General features: G+C 40.2%; 21 protein-coding genes. 14 read left to right on the forward strand and 7 right to left on the reverse strand.

Features of this window, described 5'->3' with window-relative positions; genetic code table 11:
• Window positions 1-49 precede the first annotated feature (49 nt).
• From rnr to J4E76_RS12610, 4 genes are read left to right on the forward strand one after another with little or no spacing between them, the layout of a single operon-like run.
• Window positions 50-2,224 carry a ribonuclease R gene (rnr, locus tag J4E76_RS12595; protein ID WP_208504678.1) on the forward strand — a complete coding sequence of 725 codons (2,175 nt, stop codon included), beginning with the start codon at window positions 50-52 and terminating at the stop codon, window positions 2,222-2,224.
• A complete protein-coding gene (locus tag J4E76_RS12600) occupies window positions 2,214-3,188 on the forward strand; it encodes a polyprenyl synthetase family protein (protein WP_208504680.1) in 975 nt (324 codons plus the stop codon). The genes rnr and J4E76_RS12600 overlap by 11 nt, the downstream gene beginning before the upstream one ends.
• A complete protein-coding gene (locus J4E76_RS12605) occupies window positions 3,189-3,794 on the forward strand; it encodes a rhomboid family intramembrane serine protease (protein WP_208504682.1) in 606 nt (201 codons plus the stop codon).
• A gap of 1 nt (window position 3,795) precedes the next feature.
• The gene (locus tag J4E76_RS12610; RefSeq protein WP_208504684.1) at window positions 3,796-4,674 is read left to right on the forward strand and encodes a hypothetical protein; all 879 of its coding nucleotides are present in this window, start codon (window positions 3,796-3,798) and stop codon (window positions 4,672-4,674) included.
• A 39-nt stretch (window positions 4,675-4,713) separates the two neighbouring features.
• Here J4E76_RS12610 and rpmA read toward each other — a convergent pair whose 3' ends face one another.
• On the reverse strand, window positions 4,714-4,989 hold the full coding sequence (gene rpmA / locus J4E76_RS12615) for a 50S ribosomal protein L27 (RefSeq protein ID WP_208504686.1): 276 nt from the start codon (window positions 4,987-4,989) through the stop codon (window positions 4,714-4,716).
• 8 nt (window positions 4,990-4,997) lie between these two features.
• Window positions 4,998-5,309, reverse strand: coding sequence for a 50S ribosomal protein L21 (gene rplU / locus J4E76_RS12620; protein WP_069843701.1), 312 nt, complete (start codon window positions 5,307-5,309; stop codon window positions 4,998-5,000).
• 471 nt (window positions 5,310-5,780) lie between these two features.
• Here rplU and J4E76_RS12625 point away from each other — a divergent pair, with 471 nt between their 5' ends.
• The 3 genes from J4E76_RS12625 (at window position 5,781) to J4E76_RS12635 (ending at window position 9,554) form a co-directional block, all read left to right on the forward strand.
• The gene (locus J4E76_RS12625) at window positions 5,781-6,782 is read left to right on the forward strand and encodes a ribonucleotide-diphosphate reductase subunit beta (RefSeq protein WP_208504688.1); all 1,002 of its coding nucleotides are present in this window, start codon (window positions 5,781-5,783) and stop codon (window positions 6,780-6,782) included.
• Between the two features lie 36 nt (window positions 6,783-6,818).
• Window positions 6,819-9,194 (forward strand): ribonucleoside-diphosphate reductase subunit alpha, encoded by a 2,376-nt coding sequence (locus J4E76_RS12630; protein WP_208504690.1) that lies wholly within the window; start codon window positions 6,819-6,821, stop codon window positions 9,192-9,194.
• 72 nt (window positions 9,195-9,266) lie between these two features.
• Complete coding sequence (locus J4E76_RS12635; RefSeq protein ID WP_208504692.1) at window positions 9,267-9,554, forward strand: hypothetical protein; 288 nt, start codon at window positions 9,267-9,269, stop codon at window positions 9,552-9,554.
• A gap of 168 nt (window positions 9,555-9,722) precedes the next feature.
• On the opposite strand, the gene J4E76_RS12640 is transcribed toward J4E76_RS12635, so the two are convergent.
• Complete coding sequence (locus J4E76_RS12640) at window positions 9,723-12,542, reverse strand: S8 family serine peptidase (protein WP_208504694.1); 2,820 nt, start codon at window positions 12,540-12,542, stop codon at window positions 9,723-9,725.
• Between the two features lie 261 nt (window positions 12,543-12,803).
• On the opposite strand from J4E76_RS12640, the gene J4E76_RS12645 reads away from it, so the two are divergent.
• A complete protein-coding gene (locus tag J4E76_RS12645; RefSeq protein ID WP_208504696.1) occupies window positions 12,804-13,667 on the forward strand; it encodes a M57 family metalloprotease in 864 nt (287 codons plus the stop codon).
• A 58-nt stretch (window positions 13,668-13,725) separates the two neighbouring features.
• Here J4E76_RS12645 and J4E76_RS12650 read toward each other — a convergent pair whose 3' ends face one another.
• Together J4E76_RS12650 and J4E76_RS12655 are read right to left on the reverse strand one after the other, a co-directional pair.
• Window positions 13,726-14,616 (reverse strand): cation diffusion facilitator family transporter, encoded by an 891-nt coding sequence (locus J4E76_RS12650; RefSeq protein WP_208504698.1) that lies wholly within the window; start codon window positions 14,614-14,616, stop codon window positions 13,726-13,728.
• A 129-nt stretch (window positions 14,617-14,745) separates the two neighbouring features.
• Window positions 14,746-15,384 carry a hypothetical protein gene (locus J4E76_RS12655; protein ID WP_208504700.1) on the reverse strand — a complete coding sequence of 213 codons (639 nt, stop codon included), beginning with the start codon at window positions 15,382-15,384 and terminating at the stop codon, window positions 14,746-14,748.
• 262 nt (window positions 15,385-15,646) lie between these two features.
• On the opposite strand from J4E76_RS12655, the gene J4E76_RS12660 reads away from it, so the two are divergent.
• A complete protein-coding gene (locus J4E76_RS12660) occupies window positions 15,647-18,082 on the forward strand; it encodes an ABC transporter permease (protein WP_208504702.1) in 2,436 nt (811 codons plus the stop codon).
• A gap of 185 nt (window positions 18,083-18,267) precedes the next feature.
• Here the strand turns inward: J4E76_RS12660 and J4E76_RS12665 are convergent, their stop codons facing one another.
• A complete protein-coding gene (locus tag J4E76_RS12665) occupies window positions 18,268-20,028 on the reverse strand; it encodes a sodium:solute symporter family protein (protein WP_208504703.1) in 1,761 nt (586 codons plus the stop codon).
• On the reverse strand, window positions 20,029-20,292 hold the full coding sequence (locus tag J4E76_RS12670) for a DUF4212 domain-containing protein (protein WP_208504705.1): 264 nt from the start codon (window positions 20,290-20,292) through the stop codon (window positions 20,029-20,031). It abuts the gene before it with no gap.
• Between the two features lie 374 nt (window positions 20,293-20,666).
• Here J4E76_RS12670 and J4E76_RS12675 point away from each other — a divergent pair, with 374 nt between their 5' ends.
• Genes J4E76_RS12675 through J4E76_RS12695 form a run of 5 tightly spaced genes read left to right on the forward strand, consistent with a single transcriptional unit; the run spans window position 20,667 to window position 26,148 of the window.
• Window positions 20,667-21,539 carry a glycosyltransferase gene (locus J4E76_RS12675; RefSeq protein ID WP_208504707.1) on the forward strand — a complete coding sequence of 291 codons (873 nt, stop codon included), beginning with the start codon at window positions 20,667-20,669 and terminating at the stop codon, window positions 21,537-21,539.
• Window positions 21,536-22,483: a hypothetical protein gene (locus J4E76_RS12680; RefSeq protein ID WP_208504709.1), complete on the forward strand. Its 948-nt coding sequence runs from the start codon at window positions 21,536-21,538 to the stop codon at window positions 22,481-22,483. The genes J4E76_RS12675 and J4E76_RS12680 overlap by 4 nt, the downstream gene beginning before the upstream one ends.
• A complete protein-coding gene (locus J4E76_RS12685) occupies window positions 22,476-23,942 on the forward strand; it encodes a radical SAM protein (RefSeq protein WP_208504711.1) in 1,467 nt (488 codons plus the stop codon). The genes J4E76_RS12680 and J4E76_RS12685 overlap by 8 nt, the downstream gene beginning before the upstream one ends.
• Complete coding sequence (locus J4E76_RS12690; RefSeq protein WP_208504713.1) at window positions 23,939-24,733, forward strand: class I SAM-dependent methyltransferase; 795 nt, start codon at window positions 23,939-23,941, stop codon at window positions 24,731-24,733. The genes J4E76_RS12685 and J4E76_RS12690 overlap by 4 nt, the downstream gene beginning before the upstream one ends.
• On the forward strand, window positions 24,730-26,148 hold the full coding sequence (locus tag J4E76_RS12695) for a B12-binding domain-containing radical SAM protein (RefSeq protein ID WP_208504715.1): 1,419 nt from the start codon (window positions 24,730-24,732) through the stop codon (window positions 26,146-26,148). Before J4E76_RS12690 ends, J4E76_RS12695 begins: the two co-directional genes overlap by 4 nt.

Consider the following 26,148-nt stretch of genomic DNA (forward strand, 5'->3'; position numbering starts at 1 on the left):
GATTTGCACTTTTTTATTTCTACTTTTAAATCAACTCTATTCTCCATTAATGGCTCGAAAAAGAAAACCTCAACATCACAAAAAATCTAAAAATAAAGCCAGTGGCAGCCCTAAAAGAGTCGAACCTCTAATTGCCGAATTTCTTGGCCGAAATCCGGGGAGAGGTTATCAAATCAAACAAATATTAAAAGGGCTCGGTGTCCGGGATGTTAAGTCAAAAAACATCGTTACCGAAGCCATTTTTAGGTTGGAAGATTCAGGAAGCATTAAGAAACTTCGCAACGGGTCCTTTACCATTGACCCCTCAGATATGAAAACACTGATCGGAATAGTTGACAGTGTAAACGCTCGTTTTGCCTATGTCACTTTAGAGGGCACACAAGAAGAAGGAGACGTATGGATATCTGTCAATGATTTAAATGGAGCCTTAGATGACGACAAAGTAAAAATTATTCTGAAGCCAAGTCGTCACGGCAAACACAGGGAAGGCAAAGTAGTCGAAATTCTAGAGCGCAATAGAGAAGACTTTGTTGGTAGACTAGAGATGTCCACTCGCTATGGTTTCGTCATTCCCGACTTCAAAAAGATGTTCCATGACATTTACGTTCGGTTAGAAGATCTTAACGGAGCCAAGCATAATGACAAAGTCATTGTGAAAATCACACAGTGGCCTGACAGAGATAAGAAACCCGAAGGAATCGTCACTCGCGTACTTGGTAAAGCAGGTGAACACAATGCAGAAATTCACTCCATTATCGCTGAGTTTGGCTTGCCATTGGAATTTCCAGAGGGTATAGAAGCAGAAGCTGAAACGATCTCAGATAAGATCACTGCCAAAGAAGTTGCAAAGCGAAAAGACTTTCGCAAGGTCACAACCTTTACAATAGACCCATTTGATGCCAAAGACTTCGATGATGCGCTTTCCATCAAACCCCTTAAGAATGGCAATACCGAAGTAGGCATTCACATTGCGGATGTAACTCATTATGTGGACCTCAAATCAGCGGTAGAAAAAGAAGCTGTGGAAAGGGCCACGTCAGTCTATCTGGTTGATCGAACCATACCGATGTTACCTGAAAGACTCTCTAATGGACTGTGTTCTTTAAGGCCAGAAGAAGAGAAACTGACCTTCTCAGCCGTCTTCGAACTAGACGAGAACGGTGACATCATTAAAGAATGGTTTGGCAGAACAGTCATCTATTCCGACCGAAGATTTACCTACGAAGAGGCACAAGAAAGGCTCGAATCTGGAGGCGGAGACTTTCACGAAGAAGTAAAATCACTGGATGTCTTGGCCAAAAAACTACGACAAAAGAGGTTCAACAACGGGGCAGTCAATTTTGAAACTGTAGAAGTCAAGTTCAAACTAGATGAAAAAGGCACTCCTCTTGGAGTAATACCGAAAGAGCGCAAGGATGCTCATATGCTGATCGAAGAGTTTATGCTCCTGGCCAATAAGCGGGTGGCAGAGTTCATCTTTAACAAAGTAAAGCAAGCGAACCCACTCACTTTCGTCTACCGATCTCATGACAATCCGGACCCAGAAAAGCTTGATACTTTTGCAAACTTTGCCAGACGATTTGGCCACCAATTGGACTTTGAAAAGAGAGGAGTATCTAAATCACTTAACGGACTTATAGGCAATATTGAGGGTAAACCCGAACAGAATGTATTACAGCAATTGGCCATAAGAACAATGGCTAAAGCCAAATATACGACAGACACAAAAGGGCATTTCGGGCTTGCTTTCCCTCATTACACTCACTTCACCTCTCCCATCAGGCGATATCCTGATATGATGGTGCATCGGCTACTCCAGCACTACCTCGATGGAGGTAAATCCGTAGACAAAGAAGATTACGAAGAGCTATGTGTACATTCTTCTGGCCGAGAAAAACGTGCGGCTGATGCAGAAAGAGCATCGATCAAATACAAGCAGGTAGAATTCATGTCGCTTGTGGAACAAAAGGATTTTGAAGGTATAGTAAGTGGCGTTACCGAATGGGGTATTTATGTCGAAATCACAGAAACCAAATGTGAAGGCATGGTACGTATTGCCGATATGGATGATGATTTTTACGAATATGATGAACAAAACTACCGTGTGATTGGTAGAAGAAATAAGAGAATGATTAGCCTTGGCGATAAAGTGAGTGTCAATGTCAAAGCGACTGACATAGATAGGCGAACCATCGACCTAATTTTTGCAAAAGATGACCAATAACCTTCAGGAGCTCGTCAACCAAATCAATAAGCGACTCGAAGAACTACAATACGGAACGGAACCCAAAGAGCTTTACGATCCTATTCGATACATCATGTCTCTTGGTGGCAAACGCTTAAGACCCGTTTTGGTATTGTTAGCCTACAGGCTTTTCAAAGAAGACCATGACCAGATCATTGATCAGGCGATTGCCGTAGAGGTATTCCACAACTTCACCCTAATGCATGACGACATTATGGATGAAGCACCTTTAAGAAGAGGTAAAGAAACCGTTCATGAAAAATGGAATGAAAGCACTGCCATTCTTTCAGGAGATGTAATGATGGTCAAAGCCTATGATTTGATCATTCAGGCGGATGCAAATCTTAAACAAATCATGAAAGATTTCAACGAGTGCGCGGCAGGAGTATGCGAGGGGCAACAGATGGATATGAATTTCGAGGATTTGCCAACTGTTTCTGAAGAACAATACATTAATATGATTCGGTTGAAAACAGCCGTGCTCCTAGGCTTTAGTCTAAAGCTTGGAGCAATGTTAGCAAACGCTACCGAAGCTGAAGCAAATGCTCTTTATAAGTTCGGTGTAGACATCGGCATTGGTTTCCAATTGAAAGATGACCTCTTAGATGTTTATGCCGATCAGGCAAGGTTCGGAAAACAGGTGGGTGGTGATATCATATCCAACAAAAAGACATTCCTCTTACTCAAAGCACTTGAGCTGGCTAATGAAGAACAATCGACCAACTTAAATAACTGGATAGATCAAAGTGCTTTCGACCCAAAAGAAAAAGTAGAAGCCGTAAGAGGCATCTATGATGAGATAGGAATTTATGACCTCACACTAGGTAAAATGAATGAGTATTTTCAAAAGGGCTTTGAGGCACTGAAAAAAATCGAGGTGGCAGAAGAGAATAAAAAGCCGTTAATTGAGTTTGCAGAATACTTAATTAATAGAGACAAATAAATGGAAATCACTTATGGGCTAATGATTGCAATTGGGTTAATCACCTACTATGCATGGCAACGCCCTGATATGCATCGCAAATTGATGCTCAATCCCTACGCAACTTTCCACGAAAGACAATTCACCAGACTGATCACATCAGGGTTTGTGCATAATAATGGTATGCATCTATTCCTCAACCTGTTCACGCTGTACTTTTTTGGTGGAGCCATAGAGAAAATATTTATGGCCTATTTTGAAGACGCGGGCAGCTTCCTCTATGTTTTACTTTTTCTAACAGCAGTCGTTGTGGCTAACATTCCAACATTATTTAAGCATAAGGATCATCCTAATTATAATTCACTGGGTGCCTCAGGAGGGGTTTCTGCGCTCGTGATGGCCTTTATCCTGTTTGATCCACTTCAAGATCTATGCCTTTACGCGATAGTGTGCCTACCAGGTTATGCACTGGGTGGGCTCTTTATTGTATACTCCATTGTCATGGGAAAGCGAGGAGTAGATAATATCAATCACGATGCTCACTTATATGGAGCACTTTATGGAGTGCTATTCATCCTTATATTGAAACCATCGATTTTCGAGCAATTTATAAACACACTATTTTAAGATGACTATAAAAAAGATCGCAATCTCAATACTACTTTTTTTGGTATTCCATACATGCGTTGCATATCAAGAAACACCTGATTCCACTTTAATAAAGGAGAGAATAAGTATACTAGACTCACTCTTTGTCACAGGTGCAGAAGGCTTCAACCAAATCAATAGAGACTATAGCAGAAGCATCGGCCGATCGTTAATCGACTCTCAAACAGAAGGACTACTCATCTACGAAGTAAGTGTTGATGAAAATGGCCAAGTAGTAGTGAAGTTCATGACTAAGCTTTCGGAAGAAATAGAAAATGCAGTTACAAACATTATTCTCAATAGTGCCAATGGTTGGATCAATATTGGCAGACCTTATAAAGTATATGTGCCAATAAGTTTTAGTCTTGGTCGATATCAAATTAAGGAGATTATGGCCTCGATAGACAAGTTCCCGTCAGAATTCAAGCCACCCTTTGTTAAGGCTTTCGGTCATTCCGTAATTAGAGGAATTCCTCAGCGCACAAAAACAACGATAGAAAGAAAACCCGGAGATGCTCGGACTAATGAGGAGATTGCACGAGAGGTTGGAGAACAAATGAGGAAAGAAAAGATGCTCGACAGTCGATCAGTTCCAAAACTTGATATTAAGGAAGGTGTGACCATGAAAGCGTATAATAAGGAGCTCGAGAAGTTTGAAACTTTTATGAGAAAAGGTAAGTCAAAAAAGGCCTATGTGAGTTTAAGCAAGATTATTAGATACAACCCTTTCGATAAGTCACTCATCCAACAGCGCAGAAGGCTTGAGAAAGAATTGGGAAAAGATGAATACCGTGCCCGTGATATTCTTTGGCTTCAGGCCATGGACTATATCGCCTCGGAGCAAAACAAAAAACCCTGATGTTTCCATCAGGGTTTCAATATATAAAGTCTTTGATGCTTATGCCTCAGCAGCTTCCTCACTAAAAGGAATTACTGAAACGTAAGATCTATCTTTTCTTCCTTTCTTGAACTCAACTACACCGTGAGTCAATGCAAACAAAGTATGGTCCTTACCCATTCCTACGTTAGTACCTGGGTGATGCTTTGTTCCTCTTTGTCTTACGATGATATTACCTGCAATTGCAGCCTGACCACCATAAATTTTTACACCTAGTCGTTTCGATTCTGATTCACGACCGTTATTCGAACTACCTGCTCCTTTCTTATGCGCCATGGTCCTACTTATTTAGAAATTTTCTCGATTAAAACTTTAGTGAACTGCTGGCGATGGCCATTCTTCACTTTGTAGCCTTTTCTTCTCTTCTTCTTGAAGACGATCACTTTGTCGCCCTTCACATGTCCGATGATTTTACCAGACACCTTAGCACCCTTTACTACGGGGGCACCAACTTCTACTTTACCTTCGTTGTCGAGTAACAATACGTTACCGAACTCTACGGAAGCGCCTTCTTCGCCCTCCATCAATGGAGCGTATACGAATTGGTCTTGCGTTACCTTGAACTGCTTACCTGCTATATCTACTATTGCGTACATTTTGAATCTTTTTCAAAAACGGACTGCAAAGGTAATGGAATGTTGGGGAAAAACAAACCAAATCCAAACCATAAATCCAAGAGATTTTTCAATATTAAATTTTCATTTTTTTTCATGCCGTCATACGATTTAAATTCGAATAAGTTTTAGTCGAATACTACTCCTGCAGTACACTATATAACAGATAGTTATGATGGTTTTGGAAACCGATTACATAACTTGAATAACTAAAAATTTAGCGTTGATTTTTCAGCCAGTTTTTGTAATATTTGTTGAAGGTTACGACCCCAATAAACAACCTATCTTCTGGTCGAAGTCTTACTCATAAGAGTATCAAGGCTTTAGCTAGATACTCTTAAAAATTTAGAGATTTCTTCAAAGGTTCGCCTTTGATTATGTGTGTTTATATGAAGAAGCATTCCTTCTTCAGCGTGACTTTTATTATTTCGACCCCAATAACTAAAGATCAACATGAGTGAGCTGACATCAGCAGTGCAGGAGCCCTTGTTAAAAGAAAACAAGAACAGGTTCGTTCTTTTTCCTATTCAACACGATGATATCTGGCAGTACTATAAGAAGGCGGAAGCCAGTATATGGACTGCGGAAGAAATTGATCTTCACCAAGACCTTACCGATTGGAATGATAAACTCACAGAAGACGAGCAATACTTTATAAAGCACATACTTGCCTTCTTTGCCGCATCAGACGGTATTGTTAATGAGAACCTTGCTGAAAACTTCGTAAACGAAGTACAGTACACAGAAGCAAAGTTCTTCTATGGTTTCCAGATCATGATGGAAAACATACATTCAGAAACCTATTCCTTATTAATAGATACTTACATCAAAAACCCACAGGAAGCCAACGAGCTTTTCAATGCCATCGAAACATTCGATGCCATTAAGAAAAAAGCAGACTGGGCACTTAAGTGGATTGACTCTCCATCTTTTGCTGAAAGACTGATAGCCTTTGCGGCAGTAGAAGGAATTTTCTTTTCTGGTAGCTTCTGCTCAATCTTCTGGTTGAAGAAAAGAGGTTTGATGCCAGGCCTTACTTTTTCTAATGAGTTAATCTCTCGAGACGAAGGACTGCACTGTGATTTTGCTGTTCACCTTCATAATGAACACCTAATTAACAAAGTACCTCAAGAGAGAATCAAAGAGATAATCATTGATGCACTCGATATAGAAAGAGAATTCATTACTGAGTCTTTACCAGTAAGACTTATTGGTATGAATTCAGACTTGATGGCACAGTATCTGGAATTTGTAACAGACAGACTGTTAATAGAGCTTGGTTGCCCTAAGGTTTACAATGCAACCAACCCATTTGATTTCATGGAAATGATTTCACTTCAAGGTAAAACTAACTTCTTTGAAAAGAGAGTTGGAGATTACCAAAAAGCAGGAGTTATGAAAGACAAAGACGACAGCTCAGATTCGCGAGCATTGTCTTTTGACGCAGACTTCTAAAGAAAAATATTTAATACCCCCAAACCCCAATAAATAATGTTAGTAGTAAAAAGAGATGGCAGACGCGAGTCCGTCAAATTCGACAAGATCACCGCCCGGGTCGAGAAGCTCTCGTACGGCCTAGACTCCAACTTTGTTGAGCCTATTGATGTAGCCAAGAAAGTAATTGAAGGCTTATTCGATGGCGTAAGTACCCCAGAGCTAGACAATCTTGCAGCAGAGATTGCAGCAACCATGACCGTTCAGCACCCTGATTATGCTAAACTGGCCGCAAGGATTGCTATTTCAAACCTGCACAAGACAACTAGTAAATCTTTCTCCAACACCATGAAAAGACTCTACACTTATGTAGACCCTAAGACTGGTGAAAACGCCCCACTAGTTTCGAAAGAAACTTATGGTATCGTAAAGAAGAACGCTGCTGTACTTGACTCAACAATTATATATGATCGTGACTTCAGTTATGACTACTTCGGTTTCAAAACTTTAGAGCGTTCATACTTAATGAAATTAGACGGTAAAATCGTTGAACGCCCTCAGCATATGCTCATGAGAGTAGCTGTAGGTATTCACGGTGAGAACCTAGAAAAAGTAGTAGAGACGTATAACCTCCTTTCTGAAAAGTGGTTTACGCATGCTACACCTACCCTATTTAACGCTGGAACACCAAAACCTCAGCTGTCTTCATGTTTCCTACTAACCATGAAGGATGACAGTATTGACGGTATCTATGATACTTTGAAGCAATGCGCAAAAATTTCGCAATCTGCGGGAGGTATAGGTCTAAGCATTCACAATGTGAGAGCGAAAGGATCATACATTAAAGGAACTGGCGGAGTTTCTAATGGTGTAGTTCCAATGTTGAGAAACTTCGACATGACTGCACGTTATGTAGATCAAGGTGGAGGGAAACGTAAAGGGTCCTTCGCAATGTACCTTGAACCTTGGCATGCCGATATCTTCGACTTTCTTGACTTAAAGAAAAACCATGGTAAAGAAGAATTAAGAGCTAGAGATTTATTCTACGCGCTTTGGATTCCAGACTTATTCATGAAAAGAGTAGAAGCCAATGAAGATTGGACATTGCTTTGCCCTAATGAGTGCCCAGGCTTGTCTGATGTTTATGGTGATGAGTTTGAGAAGCTTTACGAGAAGTACGAAAGAGAAGGCAAAGGTCGTCAGACTGTAAAAGCACAAGACCTTTGGTTCGAGGTACTAGAATCTCAGATTGAAACCGGTACGCCTTATATGCTTTATAAGGATGCAGCCAACAAGAAATCGAACCAGAAAAATTTAGGAACGATTAAGTCGTCTAACCTTTGTACTGAAATTATTGAGTACACTGCACCAGATGAAGTAGCCGTTTGTAACCTTGCATCTCTTGCATTGCCAATGTATGTTGATCAGGAAACTGGCACTTATGATTTCCAGAAGTTATATGATGTTACTTATGTAGCCACAAAGAACCTGAACAGGGTAATTGATGTGAACTACTACCCAGTACCTGAGGCTAAGAACTCTAACATGCGTCACAGACCAATTGGTTTGGGTGTACAAGGACTTGCCGATGCATTTATCTTAATGAGAATGCCTTTCGATTCTCCTGAAGCGAAGAAGCTGAACAAAGATATCTTTGAAACGATCTACTTTGCTGCAATGACAGCTTCTAAAGACGAAGCAAAAATTGACGGAGCTTACGAGACTTTCAAAGGTTCGCCAGTATCTAAAGGTATTTTCCAGTATGATATGTGGGGTGTAACTCCTGATTCTGGACTTTGGGATTGGGATAGTCTTAAGAAAGAGGTAAAGAAACACGGTGTGAGAAACTCATTACTAGTTGCTCCTATGCCAACTGCTTCTACATCTCAAATCTTAGGAAACAACGAGTGCTTCGAGCCATATACTTCAAACATATATACAAGAAGAACACTATCTGGTGAGTTCGTGATTGTGAACCAACACTTAATGAAGGACCTAATTAAACTAGGCCTTTGGAGTGCTGACATGAAGAACAAATTGATCGCTGCACAGGGATCAGTTCAGAACATTCCAGATATTCCTCAAGACATCAAAGACCTTTACAAAACTGTTTGGGAAATCTCTCAAAAAGCGGTTATTGAGATGTCTGCAGATAGAGGAGCATACATTTGCCAGTCACAGAGTTTGAACATCCACATTCAGGATCCAAACTTTGGTAAGTTGACTTCAATGCACTTTTACGCTTGGAAGAACGGCTTAAAGACGGGTATGTATTACTTAAGATCAAAAGCAGCTACAAGCGCTATCCAATTCACAGTAGACAAAGCAGCGGCAAGTATGCCAGCGCCTACTGCAGCAGAATTGGAGCAAAAAGCAGCAGACATGGCTTGCTCTATAGATAATCCTGACGGCTGCGAAGCCTGTGGTAGTTAGTAATATCGGGGTTGATTACTACTAACGTAGAATCCCTGGCCGGGCGGTCAGGGATTTTTTTATTTTTAGGCTATGGATATCAAAAACATCAAGTCTCTCAGGAGTATCGACCTTCTAAAGTTGCTCTTATACAGTTTTGCAGGGTTGAGTATCCCCTTATTAGGATTAATGCTGATACTCCAACTCCTAGGTGTGCCTATGACTATAAACGAGATTGATTACTATGGCTCAGAAGGTCTAATTTATAGTTTACTCTTTATACCAACTTTCTTGCTCGTGAGTGCCTTTGTGTTTTGGCTGTATTTAGGTCTAGGCTGGAAAATTGCCAGATGGGGCTTGAAGGCGCTTGGGAAATCTTAACTCTTGTCAACACCCCTCACAGTCTTCCTCTTCAAACTCCAGTGTAGCGTGTTGAATATTCGTCCCTCACAACTTCTCTTCCTCCCTAAACCCAGCACCCAGTAGCTGCACTATTACATTTTACTTGCATAGTACTTCGCATTTATGAGGTAAAGAAAAAAATGCTCGTCAATTGACGATTAACCTACCCGTTTTAATAATTTGATTGTTGACATCAATAAGTTGATATAAGAAAAGACCAGCACCTAGACCTTCTAGGGTAAAAGAATCTGTCCCAGAATCCACCTCCAAAACTTTTACTCGATTCCCCTGGCTATCAATAAAAACCAACCACTTGGCATCGAGATTTGAGCTCAATAGGTTCAAATCCTCACCTCGAGAAAGGGGATTAGGAAATAAAGAAGTACTCGAGGGTAGTATCACAGGCAGCTCGATGCTAGAAGTAGTTGATGATTTCAATCCATCTCCAATAGATTCTAGAAGATTGATTCTAGCTCGATAAACAAAATACCCCGAATTCTCATTTACATCATTAAAGCTAAAAGATGTGTTGTCAGAAAGAGTCTCGGTGTGAATTGGCAAAAAGCTCTCTCCATCCCACTTCTCAAAAGCAATACCTTCAATATTAAATATTGTCGAGAGATCAAGCCCTAAACTCACGGTCGCATCGCTTACCGAAGCTGTGAAGTTATTAAAGTAACAGCCTGTGCCGTTATTAATAAAATTAAGCGCCTGTGCCTGTGAGCCCAGTAGGCCATTAATTTTTGGGATAACAGTTAGAACATCAAGGTTCCAATCCTCAGAGTTCCTGTTTAAAAAAATGGAGGTATCAGAAGTAGACATCACTTCTTCCAAAACACCGGATTCATCTATTCTATATAAACCGTAAAGGTCAGCACCATCGATAGGATTCCAGCTCACTAAAAACTCGTCATCGCATAAGAACTGCATATCAATGTCAACCGATTCAGTAATTAGAAAGTCATCCGACAAGTATGAATTTGTTCCGAAGTCAACTCTGAGCTGAGTTATTCCAATAGGTAATTCCGATTCAATAAGGTGCAACGATTTATTGTCTATAGTACCAATTCTATCCCATTCACCTAAACCACTTTTTACATATAACAGTCCCTCTGAATCATAAGTATTCTCAAACCTGGCAATTAATGATTCATCATACTCTACAACATCCGAAGCTGTTGGAAATACCCATTCGAACTCATCATCAAATTCAAAGAGGTAAGAAATATGATATGGTTGAGGTAGATCTGCTGAGCTCCCAGTGGCAATACTAATATCAAAAGTACCTTCCATTGGCGTTTCCACTGTAATCAGCTCAACGTTGTTAAGGGTATCAACCTTTCTTGTAGGCGCAAGAGACAACTTGCTTAAGTCAGCCGTTGGATCAAGTACCCAAGGAAACCATTGGTCACCTGAGCCTACTTCCGTCACAGTCATATTCAAGTCATTCACCAATGCTTTGAAATCACCGGGATTAGCAGCGGGATCATTCCATACCAAAGCAATTCTAACACTTTTGACCCCTGATGGCACCTCTAAAGTATGAGACTGCACCTGGCTACCTTCAATTACCCCATTCAAGATTTGTGACTTTTCGATTACTTCAAGTGACCTCTTAGCGCTCATCAAGCCAAACCCTGACGTGTAACTGATAACAGCAGAGTCGTCCAATGGTTGAGCTCCAGCGATTAGAATTGACTTTAACTCTGACGACAATGAGGGTTTGAAGAATAAATCTTCATAGGCCTGATTCAATAGTATCGAAGTACCGGAAACAAGAGCAGCTGCCTCAGATGTACCACCCTTACCGTATGCAACCAGTTCTGGTTTGACTCGACCATCATAGGCTGGCCCACGCGAACTTCGAGTACTAAGAACACCAAATTCGTCTACCGAACCGATAGTCAGAATATTCTTGGCCATTTTTAATCCACCAGTAAGGTTAGCATAAGTACCCAGTCCAGCATACTCACCATTGTCTGGTACTAGAAAGCCAGAATTCCCTGATGAAAAGACATGCAACAATTCTGGAAGAGACTGAGCCAATTCGTCATATGCTGCAGCAACTGCATCGTACTCGTTACTGATGGCTAAACCATAAGAATGGTTTTGAATTCTTATGTCAAACCCTGTAAAATAAGTCATTGGGTCTGGAATGACTCTCTCAAAATCAGATGATACCAACTCGCTCTGGAATGCGACACCTCTACTGAGAGCTGAGGTATTACCAGCGCCCGCAGCGATACTTGCCATGGCATTGGCATGAGAAGAAACCTCAGGGTTTTCGACATTGGACACAACTGTCCTTGGCCAGAGATCAATATCATTCACATCAAATGACATCTCTTTCAATGCCAGTGTAATACCACTCCCTGTCAAACTTGGCCTGTAATGATGTAGCCAATTCACTCCATTTACACTTAGGTCGTGAGAAGCAATGTTAGCCTCAACCTTTGGCCCTTCTAGTTTTTGAATAAAACTCACTTCCTGCCAAGTAAGAACCTCCTGAATTAAGTCCTCGTTCATCACAACACTTATCAAACCATAAGCACTCTCTTCGACCTCCACGTTCAAAAGCTCAATGAGTTTCAAACGAGTTAATTCAGCTTGATCACTTCTAATCAAAAAAGTAGATTCACCAATGGCCTGATTCCCGCGAATTGAAGAGGATAATTTCCAATCATCTCCTACCTCATAAACTTGATCAACTACGGATATACCCGACTGAAACCCACCTTTCACGAGGTACTCATGATCCGATATTCTTCGAAGTATCAGGGGCTTATTAATGTCAAGAAATCTTTCCATTTCATTTCTTTTGACTTTAATCAGGTACTCCTTATTTTCAGAGATAAGTGCTCTATCGGTCAATTCTTTCTTCTTGAAAAAGCCACGTGCACTGTTCTGTGCTCTGCCTTGAGTCGCACCCAATATGATTGACAAGACTAAGATGACTACTGACCTCATTCCAATTAACAATTCTGGATCAAGAATAATAAAAACACAGGGATTAGGGAAGATAAAGTTTAACCCTTAACATTTATTTTCTCAAAATTTCCCAAACCGCAATATTCTATATGTGAAATACACATATATGATACAATCAATTACATTTTTCTGATATATCAGAATATTTTTTTGATAATTAAATCAAAGTTCTATTTTTGAGCGGTCTTAATCTCATTTAATCGGTTAAGACATTTTATCAACCAACCTTAAACAATTTTTATGAAAAAGTTTTTATCAATTCTCACACTCACACTTTTATCAGCAGTATTCTTTTATTCCTGTGAAGAGTCCACCACGGATCAAGCACCGGTAATCGAAGATGAAATTTCACAAGCGGTTCTAGATCAATTGACTTCGGCAGGGTATAGTACTCAGGACGTCATTACGACCACTTGGAATGGCCAAACAGGCTATGTAGTAGAATACGATCTATTCTTTTCTGAAGAGGACATCCTCAATTTAGAAAAGAACCCTAAAGTGCCAGGTACTGAGCAGTACCACACGACTAATCTTGTTACAAATTTACCAAGGGTAATAAAAGTAGGTATTGATCCTTCTTTCAGTGCTTCTGCTGTCACAGCTTTAAATAATACCATCGCGATGTACAATGCAGAAAACCTTGACCTTTCACTTCAATTGACTTCGGTTACAATCACTGGAAAAGGAAAAAAACAAACCATCAATACTGATGCCGATATCTATATCTCTGCATTCAGAGAAAGACCAAGAAGAGGGTTTATCACTCTAGGTATTGCTGCCGGATTCCCAACAGCTTCAGGAGACCCAGCTGACGGCTTTGGTCTGAATACGTATTGGATTGATAACTTCGGACCTTCTGTCGATGAGATTAAAGGAGTTATGGCTCACGAGATCGGTCATACTATCGGTTTCAGACACACAGATTATCAAACACGTGAGAGCTGTGGCTCTAATCAGAATGAAGGTAGTGCAGGTGTAGGAGCAATCTATATTCCAGGCACACCAACTGGATCAGATGTTACTTCTTTAATGCAAGCTTGTGGCCCAGCTGACAGCTTCAATGGCAATGACGTTGTTGCATTAAACTACCTATACAAAAACTGATAGATAGTTAATCTTGATAGAAAGCCACCCTTCCGCTTGGAAGGATGGCTTTCTTTTTTTAACACCCCTCACAGTCTTCCCCCTCTTCTTCAAACTCCAGGGTGGAATGTTTAATATTCAGATCGGCCAGTAGAAGTTTAGACCTAGATTTAATATCCGTCAACTCTCTAAGCGAATAGACCTTATCAAGCACTACGTGAGCCGAAAGCACATGATAGGAACCATCCATTGACCAAACATGGCAATCATGAACGTCAATAATTTCTGGAATTGATCTTAGTCCCTCTTGAATAGCCGGAATATCCACGTCTTGCGGTGTAGTTTGAAGTATAATCGAGAAGCTCTGTTTAAGATTTTTGATCACATTGTAAATAATGAAAACGCCAATTCCAACCGAGAGTAATGGATCAATGAATTGCCAGTCAAGATACATAATCAGGAGGCTACCCAATAACACAGCAATCCAGCCTAATACATCCTCCAATAAGTGCAAGCGAATGACTTTTTCATTCATTGACTTTCCTTCCTTCAACCTGAAAACTGCTGCACCATTTACTATCACTCCGAAAATGGCAATGATCAGCATCCCCTTCTCATCCACTTCGCCCGGGTTCATGATTTGAGGGGCCGCTTGACTGATAATAACCACGGAACCCACTAAAAGAATAGCAGCGTTGATAATGGCGCCCAAGAGTGAATAACGCTTATAGCCATAGGTGAATTTCTCGTTACTATCCTTATTATCAGACAGGTGCTGAAAGTACCAAGACATGCCGATACTCAAACTATCACCAAAGTCATGCAACGCATCCGAAAGAATAGCTAAACTCCCTGTGATCAAACCACCAATCACCTCGACAATCGTAAAAGAGAGGTTAAGGAAAAAAGCAACTTTTAAGTTCTTAGAACCATGCCCATGCTCAGCATTATGATGGTGATGATGCCCCATACCCCAAGATAACGAATAAAGGAACGCAATAGGGTTTCAAAAGATGGGCATTAGTCTGCTGAAGGAATTCTGATATCCTCCACCATTTCCTCTAGGGCCTCTGAACCACTAGGCATGATGGGTAAATGATTACTCAATTCCAGAATAAATCCCTGAATACATCTTCAGTATTTGTTGATGACTGAATGATAGGTTTTCGATCAGTTTTTTCAATCTGTGAAGCGTATTTTTACTCAATCTTGTATCAAATGCCTCCTCGCTAACCAAAAGATTGGCAACAGCTGCTTGTTGCTGCTCAACAACTCTTTCCTGATAATTATAAAGGTCAGTCAGCTTATATAATGTCTTATAATCAAAGTAGTTTACCAGATTCGAAGTTTGCGCTGTTTCCCAGGTAGTTTCCTGCAACAATTCAACAGGCTGCTTTTGAGACACCAGTCTTTCCAACAACACGCCCTCTTCATTCACCACAGAATCAATACTAACTTCTCCCAAAAACACCTTGTCGATACCATTAACAAGAGAGTCATAGTAATCCTGCCAAAGTCGAATGACAATGGTATTATTAATTGCCTCCAACTCCAAATTCTCGAGTACAACTTGGAGATTTTCCTTTCTCTTGCGTTCCTCATCCCAGTTACCAATCGCCAGAGCAATCACAACTCCTAGTGTCAACAAAATAGATTGAAGTAAAAATTCGGGGAGCCTTTTTCGGAGTTTCCAAAAGACTGATATGAGCCCCCTCCACTTACTTATTTTCCTATCCATGCCGTTCAAATTTCATCAATGCAGGAATTAACCTCTTTACTTTGTTCAATAATAACAAAATTCAACCTCAGTCAGGTGTTCATTGGGATATATGACTCGTAAACAACTCAATTTTCGCAAATGAACTAAAAACACTCAAGTCTTGACAACTAGGTTTCTAGGTAATAGTGTAAATTAAGGTGTAATGAAAATTAAAGTTCTAGGTCTTTAATTAGTATGGGCATTAAAGAACATTACTATTACCTCATTAAAACCATCCGACATGATCAAAAGCTATTTCAACACCGCATTTAGAAACCTCACTCGCAATAAAATAAATAGTCTTATTAGCATCTTAGGTCTTAGCATAGGCATCGCCAGTTGTTTGATGGTCTACATATTTATCAGTCACGAAATTTCGTATGACTCTTTTCATGAAAAAGCTGATAGGCTCTTTAGAGTTGAAAAACCCTACTATTCAGAAGATGGAGGTATATCAGGTATCAACACGTCAATAGATCCTTCTGTAGGGCCTGCGCTGGCAGAGTTTTTCCCCGAAATCCAATATCAGACCCGCATACATTTATCCAGCGCTGATATGAAATATCAGAATACCGTTTTCAGAGAATCCATAACCCTAGTTGATGGTGATTTCTTAAAAATATTCTCATTCCCGCTATTTTCTGGAAACAAGGAAACCGCTCTGGAAAATCAATACAGTATAGTTCTGACTAAAACTACTGCCAACAAGTACTTTGGAAAGAAAGATCCTATAGGAGAATCTATCCAGATGATCCAAAATGGAAAAAGACAATCTTTTGTGGTCAGTGCCATTGCTGAAGATATGCCTGTAAACACGGACTTGGGCTTTTCCATGTTAATAGACATTCGCAACATCATTTGGATGACTGAGGATTCAAATTTTCTAGAGGAAAGGGACATCAATTCTCTTCAGGCCTATGTCTCTCTAAACAGCCCCTCGGAAAAGTCGGACATTGATAAGCGACTGGAGTCTTTTGCTTACTCTCATTACACAGGAGAGATGGAAAAAGCTCGGAAAAACCAAGGCTGGGAAAGCCAATCAATCCCCTTTGGCACCAGGCTACTCCCGATAAAGGACGTTCACTTTAGCGATACAAGTTTAAGAAGCGCCTATGACCCCAGTAGTAAGTCTAAAAAGGCACTGCAGACCCTTACTATAATTGCTATCGTCATTTTGCTGATTTCATCCTTTAACTACATCAATCTTACTATAGGAATGGCTTCTAAAAGATCCAAAGAGGTTGGCATCAGAAAGGTTATTGGTGCTCAAAAAGCCCAACTTACGGCCCAATTTTGCAGTGAAGCCATTCTTGTTTCTCTATTGGCTTTAGGAATGGGGATCTTTCTGACCTCAATTCTCATTCCCTTTTTCAATGATTTCTATGGGGTCAAATTGTCTATTGAAGGACTTCTTACAGGTAAGCACTTTATCCTTATCATATCTTTTGCATGTATCCTAGGTCTATTAGCAGGAATGTATCCAGGCCTCGTCATGTCTAATTTTCATACCCTCACTGTACTAAAAGGCAAGCTCAAAGTGGGGAAAAGAAATTTACTAACGAAAGGACTCATGGTTATTCAATTCAGTGTGACCACTATCTTAATTGTCCTATCCATGGTCGCTACCAAGCAATTGGAACACCTTACTTCAAGAGATTTAGGGTATAGCAATGAAGGTCTCATTATTGTTCCCAGACCACGTAGTACACCTACAGCAAGTGCAGTATTCAGGAATGAAATTTCAAAGGATCCAAGCGTACTTGGTGTGGCATCATCTAACCTTAGACTTGGAACCAGCCTTAACTCGACCATTGGTGGCGATTATAGAACACACTGGACTGCCGTAGATAATAATTTTTTCAGAATGCTTAAGATAGAAATAACCAAAGGTCGCGATTTCTATACGGAGCAAAAGGAAAATAAGAAATCAGTAATTGTCAATCAAAAGCTCATTGATTTATACGGCATTGAATCTTTTGATGAAGCAGATCTAGGTAGAATTTTTGAAGAGAGGGATGGTAGAAAGGCTCCAGAAGCATTTTATAACACCCGAATTGTTGGTGTCGTAAACGACTTTCATTTCGTAAAAGCTCAAGCAGCCTTACCTGCTTCAATATTTTTCCCCATAGAACAAAATGAAGCATATTACATGCTCATCAAATTAAAAACAGATAAAATATCTGCAACTGTTGGTCGTCTAGAAAAAGCATGGCAAAAAATCTCCCCTGAAGAGCCCATTAATCTTCAGTTTCAAGATCAGATGTTAGAACGGCTGTATGAGAACGAGAAAAAATGGAGTCTTTTGATGAGGTATACTTCAATCATCATCATAGTTATTACGGCCATGGGTTTGTTTGGGCTTTCCCTAATTATGATCAGTGGTAGGATTAAAGAAATAGGCATTAGAAAAGTACTTGGCGCCAAAATTGGCCAGATAATGCTTCAAAATATAAAAGGAGTATCTGGACTTGTTCTGATTGCCAATATTTTAGCCATACCCATGGCCTACTGGTTGGCTATGGAATTTCTCAAATCCTATTCATATCATATCGAGTTAGGTCCGAAGATATTTATCATTGCTGCTGTGTGTTCCATTTCGATTGCTATTTGTACTATATTTTACAATGTGTTCAAGACTGCCAACACTAATCCAGTTAATGCACTAAGAGAGGAGTAGAATAATACAGGGCTTGTACTTTGTCATGGTTCCAATCTACAGTCTCCTCACATTCAATATCATAGGGAGATTTTTATTTCAACAATAGAGCTCGGGTTTAGATTTGTTACTCCAAATTCTATAAGCGCACACCTTTTCAAACACTATAAAGAACTCTTTGAAAATAGGGTTTCAAAAGATGGGCATTAGCCTGCCGAAGGAATTCGGATGTCCTCCACCATTTCCTCAATGGCCTTTGGAGGGGCGGGTGTAAAGCGGCTAACAGTAAGTGCTACTGCAAAATTGATCAACATTCCAACGGTTCCAAAACCTTCTGGTGATATGCCAAACCACCAATCATCACTCGAAGTCGGTCCGCCAATCCAACCAAGTTTGTACCTCATCATATAGAAGACAGTAATACCTAGCCCGGCAATCATTCCAGATATGGCTCCCTCTTTGTTCATTCGTTTATAAAAAATACCCAGGAAAATAGCGGGGAAGAATGAGGCAGCCGCAAGACCAAAAGCCAAGGCCACTACAGCAGCTACAAAGTCTGGTGGATTAATACCGAAGTATCCTGCAACAATTACTGCTAACATTGCCGAACCACGGGCAATCCAAAGTTCACCTTTATCACTCAGATCCGGCATTAATTGCTTTTTTACTAAATCATGTGAAACTGAGGTCGATATTACTAGAAGCAAACCAGCTGCTGTAGAGAGTGCTGCTGCTAGACCTCCAGCAGCAACCAAAGCTACTACCCAATTTGGAAGTTTAGCTATTTCCGGGTTTGCTAGAACCATAATATCATTATCAATAAACAGCTCGTTCTGGCTACTTTGATCTATTTCATTATTCAAAAGTCTCTGCCCATACTTCCCTTTTCCTTCTTGGAAACTAGGACCCTTTTCAGAGAATAACTTCCCAGGCCGATATTGAATGAGACCATCGTCATTCTTATCGCTCCAAGCCAAAAGGCCTGCTTCCTCCCAAGTTCCAAACCACTCAGGAATTTCATCATAAGCTTTGTCATTCACCGTATCCATCAAATTAGTCCTGGCAAAAGCAGCGACTGCCGGAGCGGTAGTATAAAGAATGGCAATAAAGGCTAGAGCATACCCTGCAGATAGGCGAGCATCTCTAACCTTTGGTACAGTAAAGAACCTTACAATCACGTGGGGCAAGCCGGCAGTACCCACCATTAGCGCGGCAGTGATGAAGAAGACATCTATAGTAGATTTACTGCCGTCTGTGAAGGCCGTGAATCCCAACTCAGTCATCAAACCATCCAATTTATCTAACAGGGGCATCTCGGTACCAGTGAGATTACTCCCAAAACCAAGCTGAGGAATTGGGTTCCCAGTCAATTGAATGGATATAAATATGGCGGGCACCATAAACGCGAAAATCAACACACAATATTGTGCCACCTGAGTATAGGTTATCCCTTTCATTCCACCGATTACAGCATAGAAAAAGACAATAGCCATACCAATGAGAACACCATTGGTAATGTCAGTTTCCAAAAATCTGGAAAACACAACACCAACACCTCTCATCTGACCAGCTACATAAGTAAATGAAACAAACAGGGCGCTTATTACAGCAACAGTACGTGCCTTATTGGAATAGTACCTATCGCCAATAAAATCTGGGACTGTGAACTTGCCGAATTTTCTTAAGTATGGGGCTAAAAGCAAGGCTAGCAGTACGTAACCTCCAGTCCAACCCATCAAATAGACTGAGCCATCATAACCTGAAAAAGCTATGAGACCCGCCATGGATAGAAACGAAGCAGCAGACATCCAGTCAGCTGCTGTTGCCATCCCATTGGCCAAGGGAGAAACATGACCTCCTGCAACGTAGAATTCCTTCGTTGAACTTGCTCTGGACCATAGGGCAATCCCGATGTAAAGGGCAAAAGAAACACCGACAATAATATATGTCCAGGTTTGTACGTCCATTTAATCCTCGTCTACCTTGAATTTTTTGTCCAATCGATTCATCAACCAGACGTATACGAATATGAGTATCACAAATGAATAAATTGATCCTTGTTGGGCAAACCAGAAACCAAGTTTAAATCCGCCAATCCGAATGGTATTGAGCTCATCTACTAGTAAAATCCCAAAACCGAAAGAAACAACAAACCACACCGCTAAAAGGATCAGTAGATAACGAAGGTTTTGTTTCCAGTAAGCGATACGATTTTCTGAACTTGTCTTCAACTGATCAGTGCTTAATATTAGTTTTTAGAGCAACCCAAATAAGCAGAACTAATCATGAATTCCAAGCCCAAGGAGTATGTGTCCAAAGACCCAATGGAGTGAAAGCCTTTAAATCACCAACTGCGCCAACACAGCAGCCAATGCACCTAGAATAGAAATTGAGAAGCGTTTCCGGATTAATTTATGATGAGGAAACTCATACCCTAAAAAACCAAATACTGGAGTGCCAGGATTTCAACATTAACACGATTTTCTCAGCGAGAATACGCAGATTAACTTATTAAAGATATTTATCAATGCCGTAAGAATAATCATATGAAAAATATATCTTGAGTCAACAACAGCCATTACACCGAAACATAAGTACGGGTAGCATGAGTAAGCAGGGTATTTCAAAAGTAACTGTCTCTGTAGTTTTGTATAAAAACGAACCTGAGGTTATAAAGGAGCTCTGCAAAAGCCTATTACCTTCCCGAGCATTAATGGATATTCACTTCATTGATAACTCACCGACCAATATCTTAAAAAGGTCAATTGAGACTATTCTGGACTGCCAGTATACATGGACTGGAAAGAACATTGGCTTTGGGCGCGGGCATAATTCCGTGATAGAAAAACACCTCGACTCTGGCCAATACCATCTGGTGCTAAATCCAGATGTCTATTACGATGAAGGGACAATGGAAAAAATTGTGAGCTATATGGACAGGCATGTAGATATTGGCCTTTTATTACCAAGAGTATTGAATCCCGATGGTAGTGAACAACCCCTTTATAAATTACTGCCTAAACCTCAGGATTTGTTGTTCAGAAGATTCCTCCCAGAGATAGTCAAGAAAAACATCAAAACCCAACTTAATAAGTACAACATGTCCTTTGCAGATGAAAGGACGAGTTTTGATGCTCCGTACCTATCGGGTTGTTTTATGTTCATGAGAAAAGAGGCTTTGATGGAGGTTGGAGTATTTGATACAAACTTTTTTTTGTATTGTGAAGACATTGACCTTTCAAGAAGAATTCGAAGGAAGTGGAGGACCACATATTTTCCCAATACCTTTATATATCACCACTTCTATAAAGGGTCCTATAAAAAGCTTAAGTTACTTTATCATCACGTTGTTTCGGCAATCAAATATTTTAATAAGCATGGCTGGTTAATAGACCCAGAGCGAGACCAATTCAACGAAGAGACACTCGGTAGGTTTAAACTTTTAGAGAATGAATCTATTGAGTATTGTACTAAATGAATAGATCAAAATACGACATTTCACCCATTGAAAGAGCTGTAATTGAAGTACTGGCATACTATCACATATTTCGCCACCCTTTAAAAATAAGAGAGATAGCACTAAGGGTTAAAACCAGTTCATTGATTACTAGTTCAATAGACGAAACGTTGGACGACCTTGTCTTATCCGGTACAATAAAAGAAAGTGATGGTTACTATTTTCTAAAAGACTCTAAATTCATAGTTCAAAGACGTAAAGAAGGTGAGATAAGGGCCAAGAAACTTCTAAAGGTGGCCAAACGAATGTCAAAAATAATCTACTGCTTTCCATTTGTAAGGGCAGTATTTATATCTGGTTCTTTGTCGAAAGGTGCCGTTCCTGAAGATGCAGACATTGATTATTTTATTATTACCAAAAAACATCGTCTTTGGATTGCACGTACCTCTCTGGTGATATTCAAACGAGTCTTTCTTCTAAACTCAAAAAAATATTTCTGTACTAATTATTTTATTGATGAAGAGACGTTACAAATCCCTGATAAAAACATATTCACAGCTACGGAAGTCAGCACTCTAATTCCATTAAGAGGACATGATTATTACGAGCAATTCATAGAAGCCAATGAATGGTATAAAGAGTTTTACCCCAATGTCATACTCCCCATCAAAGAGTACTGTAAGCCAAGCCTCCTAAAAAGATTTTCGAAGACAATATTAGAACCGCTGTTTTATCATAGATTGGCCGAAAAACTGGATAAGTTTTTCATGAAGAAGACCTATGAAAGATGGACTAAGATGTATGGACAAGGTTATTCAGATAAAGAGTTTGAGTTGGCTTTCCGATCACACAGAGGGACATCAAAAAATCATGATAAGAACTTTCAAAAAAGAGTACTAAGCAAGGTACAGGAAAATATTGATGAAGCGATAAGCAGTATAAATACAGAACCCATTCATGGCTAAAGTACTTGTTACCAATACTTATTTTTATCCTCTCGATGCCAAGCAATGGCATTTTAAAAAACCCTATCCTCCATTAGGTACTATTCAGCTTACCGCATTGCTCAGGGATGAAGAACATCAGGTGAAATTTTTTGATAATTGCCTAAATGATGATCCTTCTCGGATTAGAAAGGTGCTGGAAAAGTTTAAACCAGATTACCTTCTTATTTACGATGATGGCTTTAATTATCTGACCAAAATGTGCCTCACCACCATGCGTGATGCTGCATATACAATGGCCGGACTCGCTCAGTCTGTAGGCGCCAAAGTAATAATCAGTAGTTCAGACTCAAGTGACCGCTACGATCAATATTTGCAAAATGGGGTGGACTATGTGATCATGGGAGAAGGAGATGCCACAGTAAAAGAACTCATAAACACCTTAGACCTAGGTAATGAGGTGGCCGATGTTCCAGGCCTATCTTATTTTGATGCAAATGAGAGAATTGCCCAAACTCCTAAGAGAGCAGTACTTCAAAAGCTGGATGACCTTCCACTAGCCGCCTGGGAATTGGTAGATATGGAAGCTTACAGGAATATTTGGCAATCGAACCATGGCTATTTTAGCATCAATATTGCAACCACCCGAGGTTGCCCATATAAATGTAACTGGTGTGCTAAACCTATTTATGGTAATCGATACAATTCTAGATCACCCGAGCATGTCATCAGGGAGATTGAAATGCTTACCAAAACCTACAAGGTAAATCACTTTTGGATGTGTGATGACATTTTTGGTCTTACCCCCAAATGGGTTCAGCACTTCAATAAGCTGGTCAAAGAAAAGGAATTGGATTTCCAGTACATGATCCAGTCTCGTGTGGACCTGCTGTTGAAAGAAGATACTATAGATGCTCTGGTCGCATCAGGGTTGGAAACTATCTGGCTGGGAGCAGAGTCAGGCTCTCAACATATATTGGATGCCATGGACAAGGGCATAACTGTAGAACAGATTCATGAGGCCGTACCTAAACTACAGAGAAAAGGGGTCAATGTAGCTCTCTTTTTACAGTTTGGCTATTTGGGCGAAACAGTAGAAGATATCTACAAAACCATTGATATGGTATTAGATATTATGCCGGAAGAAATAGGCATATCCGTATCCTACCCACTACCCGGGACCAAGTTTTACGACAAAGTGAAAGACGACTTGCAGGCCAAGGCTAACTGGGTAGATTCAGATGATCTCGATTTGATGTTCGAAAACACTTACCCGCCCGCTTTCTATAAGAAATTGCATCGTTATGTGCACAACCGTCATAAGTTAAGGAGAGGGCTCAATGCCTTAAAAAAAGGTCTTGGCTCTCCTAGTTCACTTAATAAAAAGACTGTGAGACATATACTCACCACGGGTTACCACCTGCCTATGGCCCTGATCAATGGCTCGCAGATCAAAAAGCTGGCTAAGACAAAAGCATGAGCGAGCACTTTGACATAGCCTCTAAAACCTATGATCAGGATTTTACCGACACTCTTATCGGTCGACTACAAAGAGGACAGGTTTGGAAATACCTTGATCAGTATACAGGAAATGGTAAACCCCTCCACATTCTCGAACTCAACTGTGGTACCGGTGAAGATGCTATACACCTGGCTCAATCAGGACATATGGTTACAGCTACCGATATTTCAAAGGAGATGTTGTCCCGTACCAAAGAAAAAATTAATGATAAAGGCTGTAGTCGCAAGGTTCGTTTAGAAAGGCTTGATGTTAAGAACATTAGCAAAAGTGAATGGTCTAATCAATTCGACCTCGTATTTTCCAATTTTGGAGGCCTCAACTGTATTGGCAACGAAGACCTTGAACATTTCAAAAGTGATATTAAAAAACTTCTAAAGCCAGACGGGGTGCTTATCCTAGTAATTATGCCTGAATTCTGCATCTGGGAGAGTTTTTACTTTGTCTTCAAGTTGAAAATGAGTGAAGTCTTCAGAAGAAAGAAACCATCTGTGATGGCTGATGTATCCGGTGTAAAAGTAGAAACATGGTACTACTCACCCAAGAAACTTAGCAAAGCATTTACCCCTGAATTTACCAAGGTAAAAGTAAAACCCATTGGGTTCTTTGCGCCACCTTCTTATATGGAAAGCCTAATCAGAAGAGTTCCGGCCTTGTTTAAATTCATTGAGTTTATGGAAAAGCGTTTTGCCAGGTTTAGCTGGCAAGGTCGTATGTCCGATCATTATTATATTGAACTTCAAGCTAGATGAGTGTACTCTTAACCCATGGATATTTCATCGCAGATGATGAGAAGGAGCAGCAGATCATGCGACCCTATCCTCCATTGGGTCTACTGTATATTTCTGCATTCCTGAATCAACAAGAAATCGAGAACAAAGTGTTTGATAGCACCTTCTCAGATATGCAAAGTCTCTTTGAGCAAATCAGAACAGAAAAACCTAAAATACTGGCCATCTATGCTAATCTGATGACCAAATTGAATGTGCTGGAAATTGCCAAAGTCTGTAAAAAGCTATCTCCTAATACTTCAGTAGTTATGGGCGGACCCGATGTAACATATAATGCAGAAAACTATTTAAAAAACGGGGCAGATTATATTGTGATTGGTGAGGGAGAAAACACTATGTTTGAGTTGGTAGAACATCTACAAAAACACCCCGAACAACCACCCTCGGATATTGCAGGGCTTGCTTATCTCAATTCGGGTGAATTGACAAAGACAGCTCCGCGCACCAAAGTACGCGACATCAACGAGTTACCAATACCCAACCGAGAGGCAATAGATATTCAAAAATACCTTGATGCCTGGAAATCGCATCATGGGCAAAATGCACTAAGTGTTAGCACTCAAAGGGGCTGTCCCTACACTTGCAAATGGTGTAGTACCGCGGTATATGGACAGAGTTATCGTAGACGGTCGCCTGCAAAAGTGGTAGAAGAACTCAAAGAAATTAAGGAACGCTACAACCCTGATACTATTTGGTTTGTAGATGATGTATTTACTGTGAGTCACAAGTGGCTCAGAGAATTCGTAGGTGCACTTGAAACAGAAGGTGTCAAAATACCTTTTGAGTGTATCAGTCGGGCAGACCGCATGAATGAAGAGGTAATTGGGCTCTTGAAAAAGGCGGGGTGTATCCGAGTTTGGATTGGTGCTGAAAGTGGTTCCCAAAAGATCATTGATGCAATGGATCGTAGAGTCTCTGTAGATCAAGTCAGAAACATGATTATAGAAACTCGTAAACAAGGTATTGAAGCGGGGACATTTATTATGTTAGGGTATCCTGGAGAAACCGAAGAGGACATTGAGGAGACAATTAACCACCTCAAAATTTCAAATCCCGATCATTTTACCATCACTGTAGCCTATCCTATTAAAGGAACTTCTTTGTATGATGAAATAGAAACCAAGAAAACTATCGAACCAGAATGGCACTTAAGCACTGATAGAGATATAGATTTTGAAAGAACTTACAGCCGTAAATATTATGACTATGCAGTTGTCAGAGTGATAAGCGAAGTAAACCATCACAAGATGAAACTTAAGGGTAAATATGGCTTGCAGTTTTTTAAATTGGGCCTGAAAAGCCTTTATGCTGGCACTATGATGAAATGGCAACAAAACGGTAAGAAACCACTTTCTCTCAATAGGAATAGCCGGTAA

Origin of the sequence: Roseivirga sp. E12 (genome assembly GCF_017592825.1) — a bacterium.
GTDB lineage: Bacteria > Bacteroidota > Bacteroidia > Cytophagales > Cyclobacteriaceae > Roseivirga.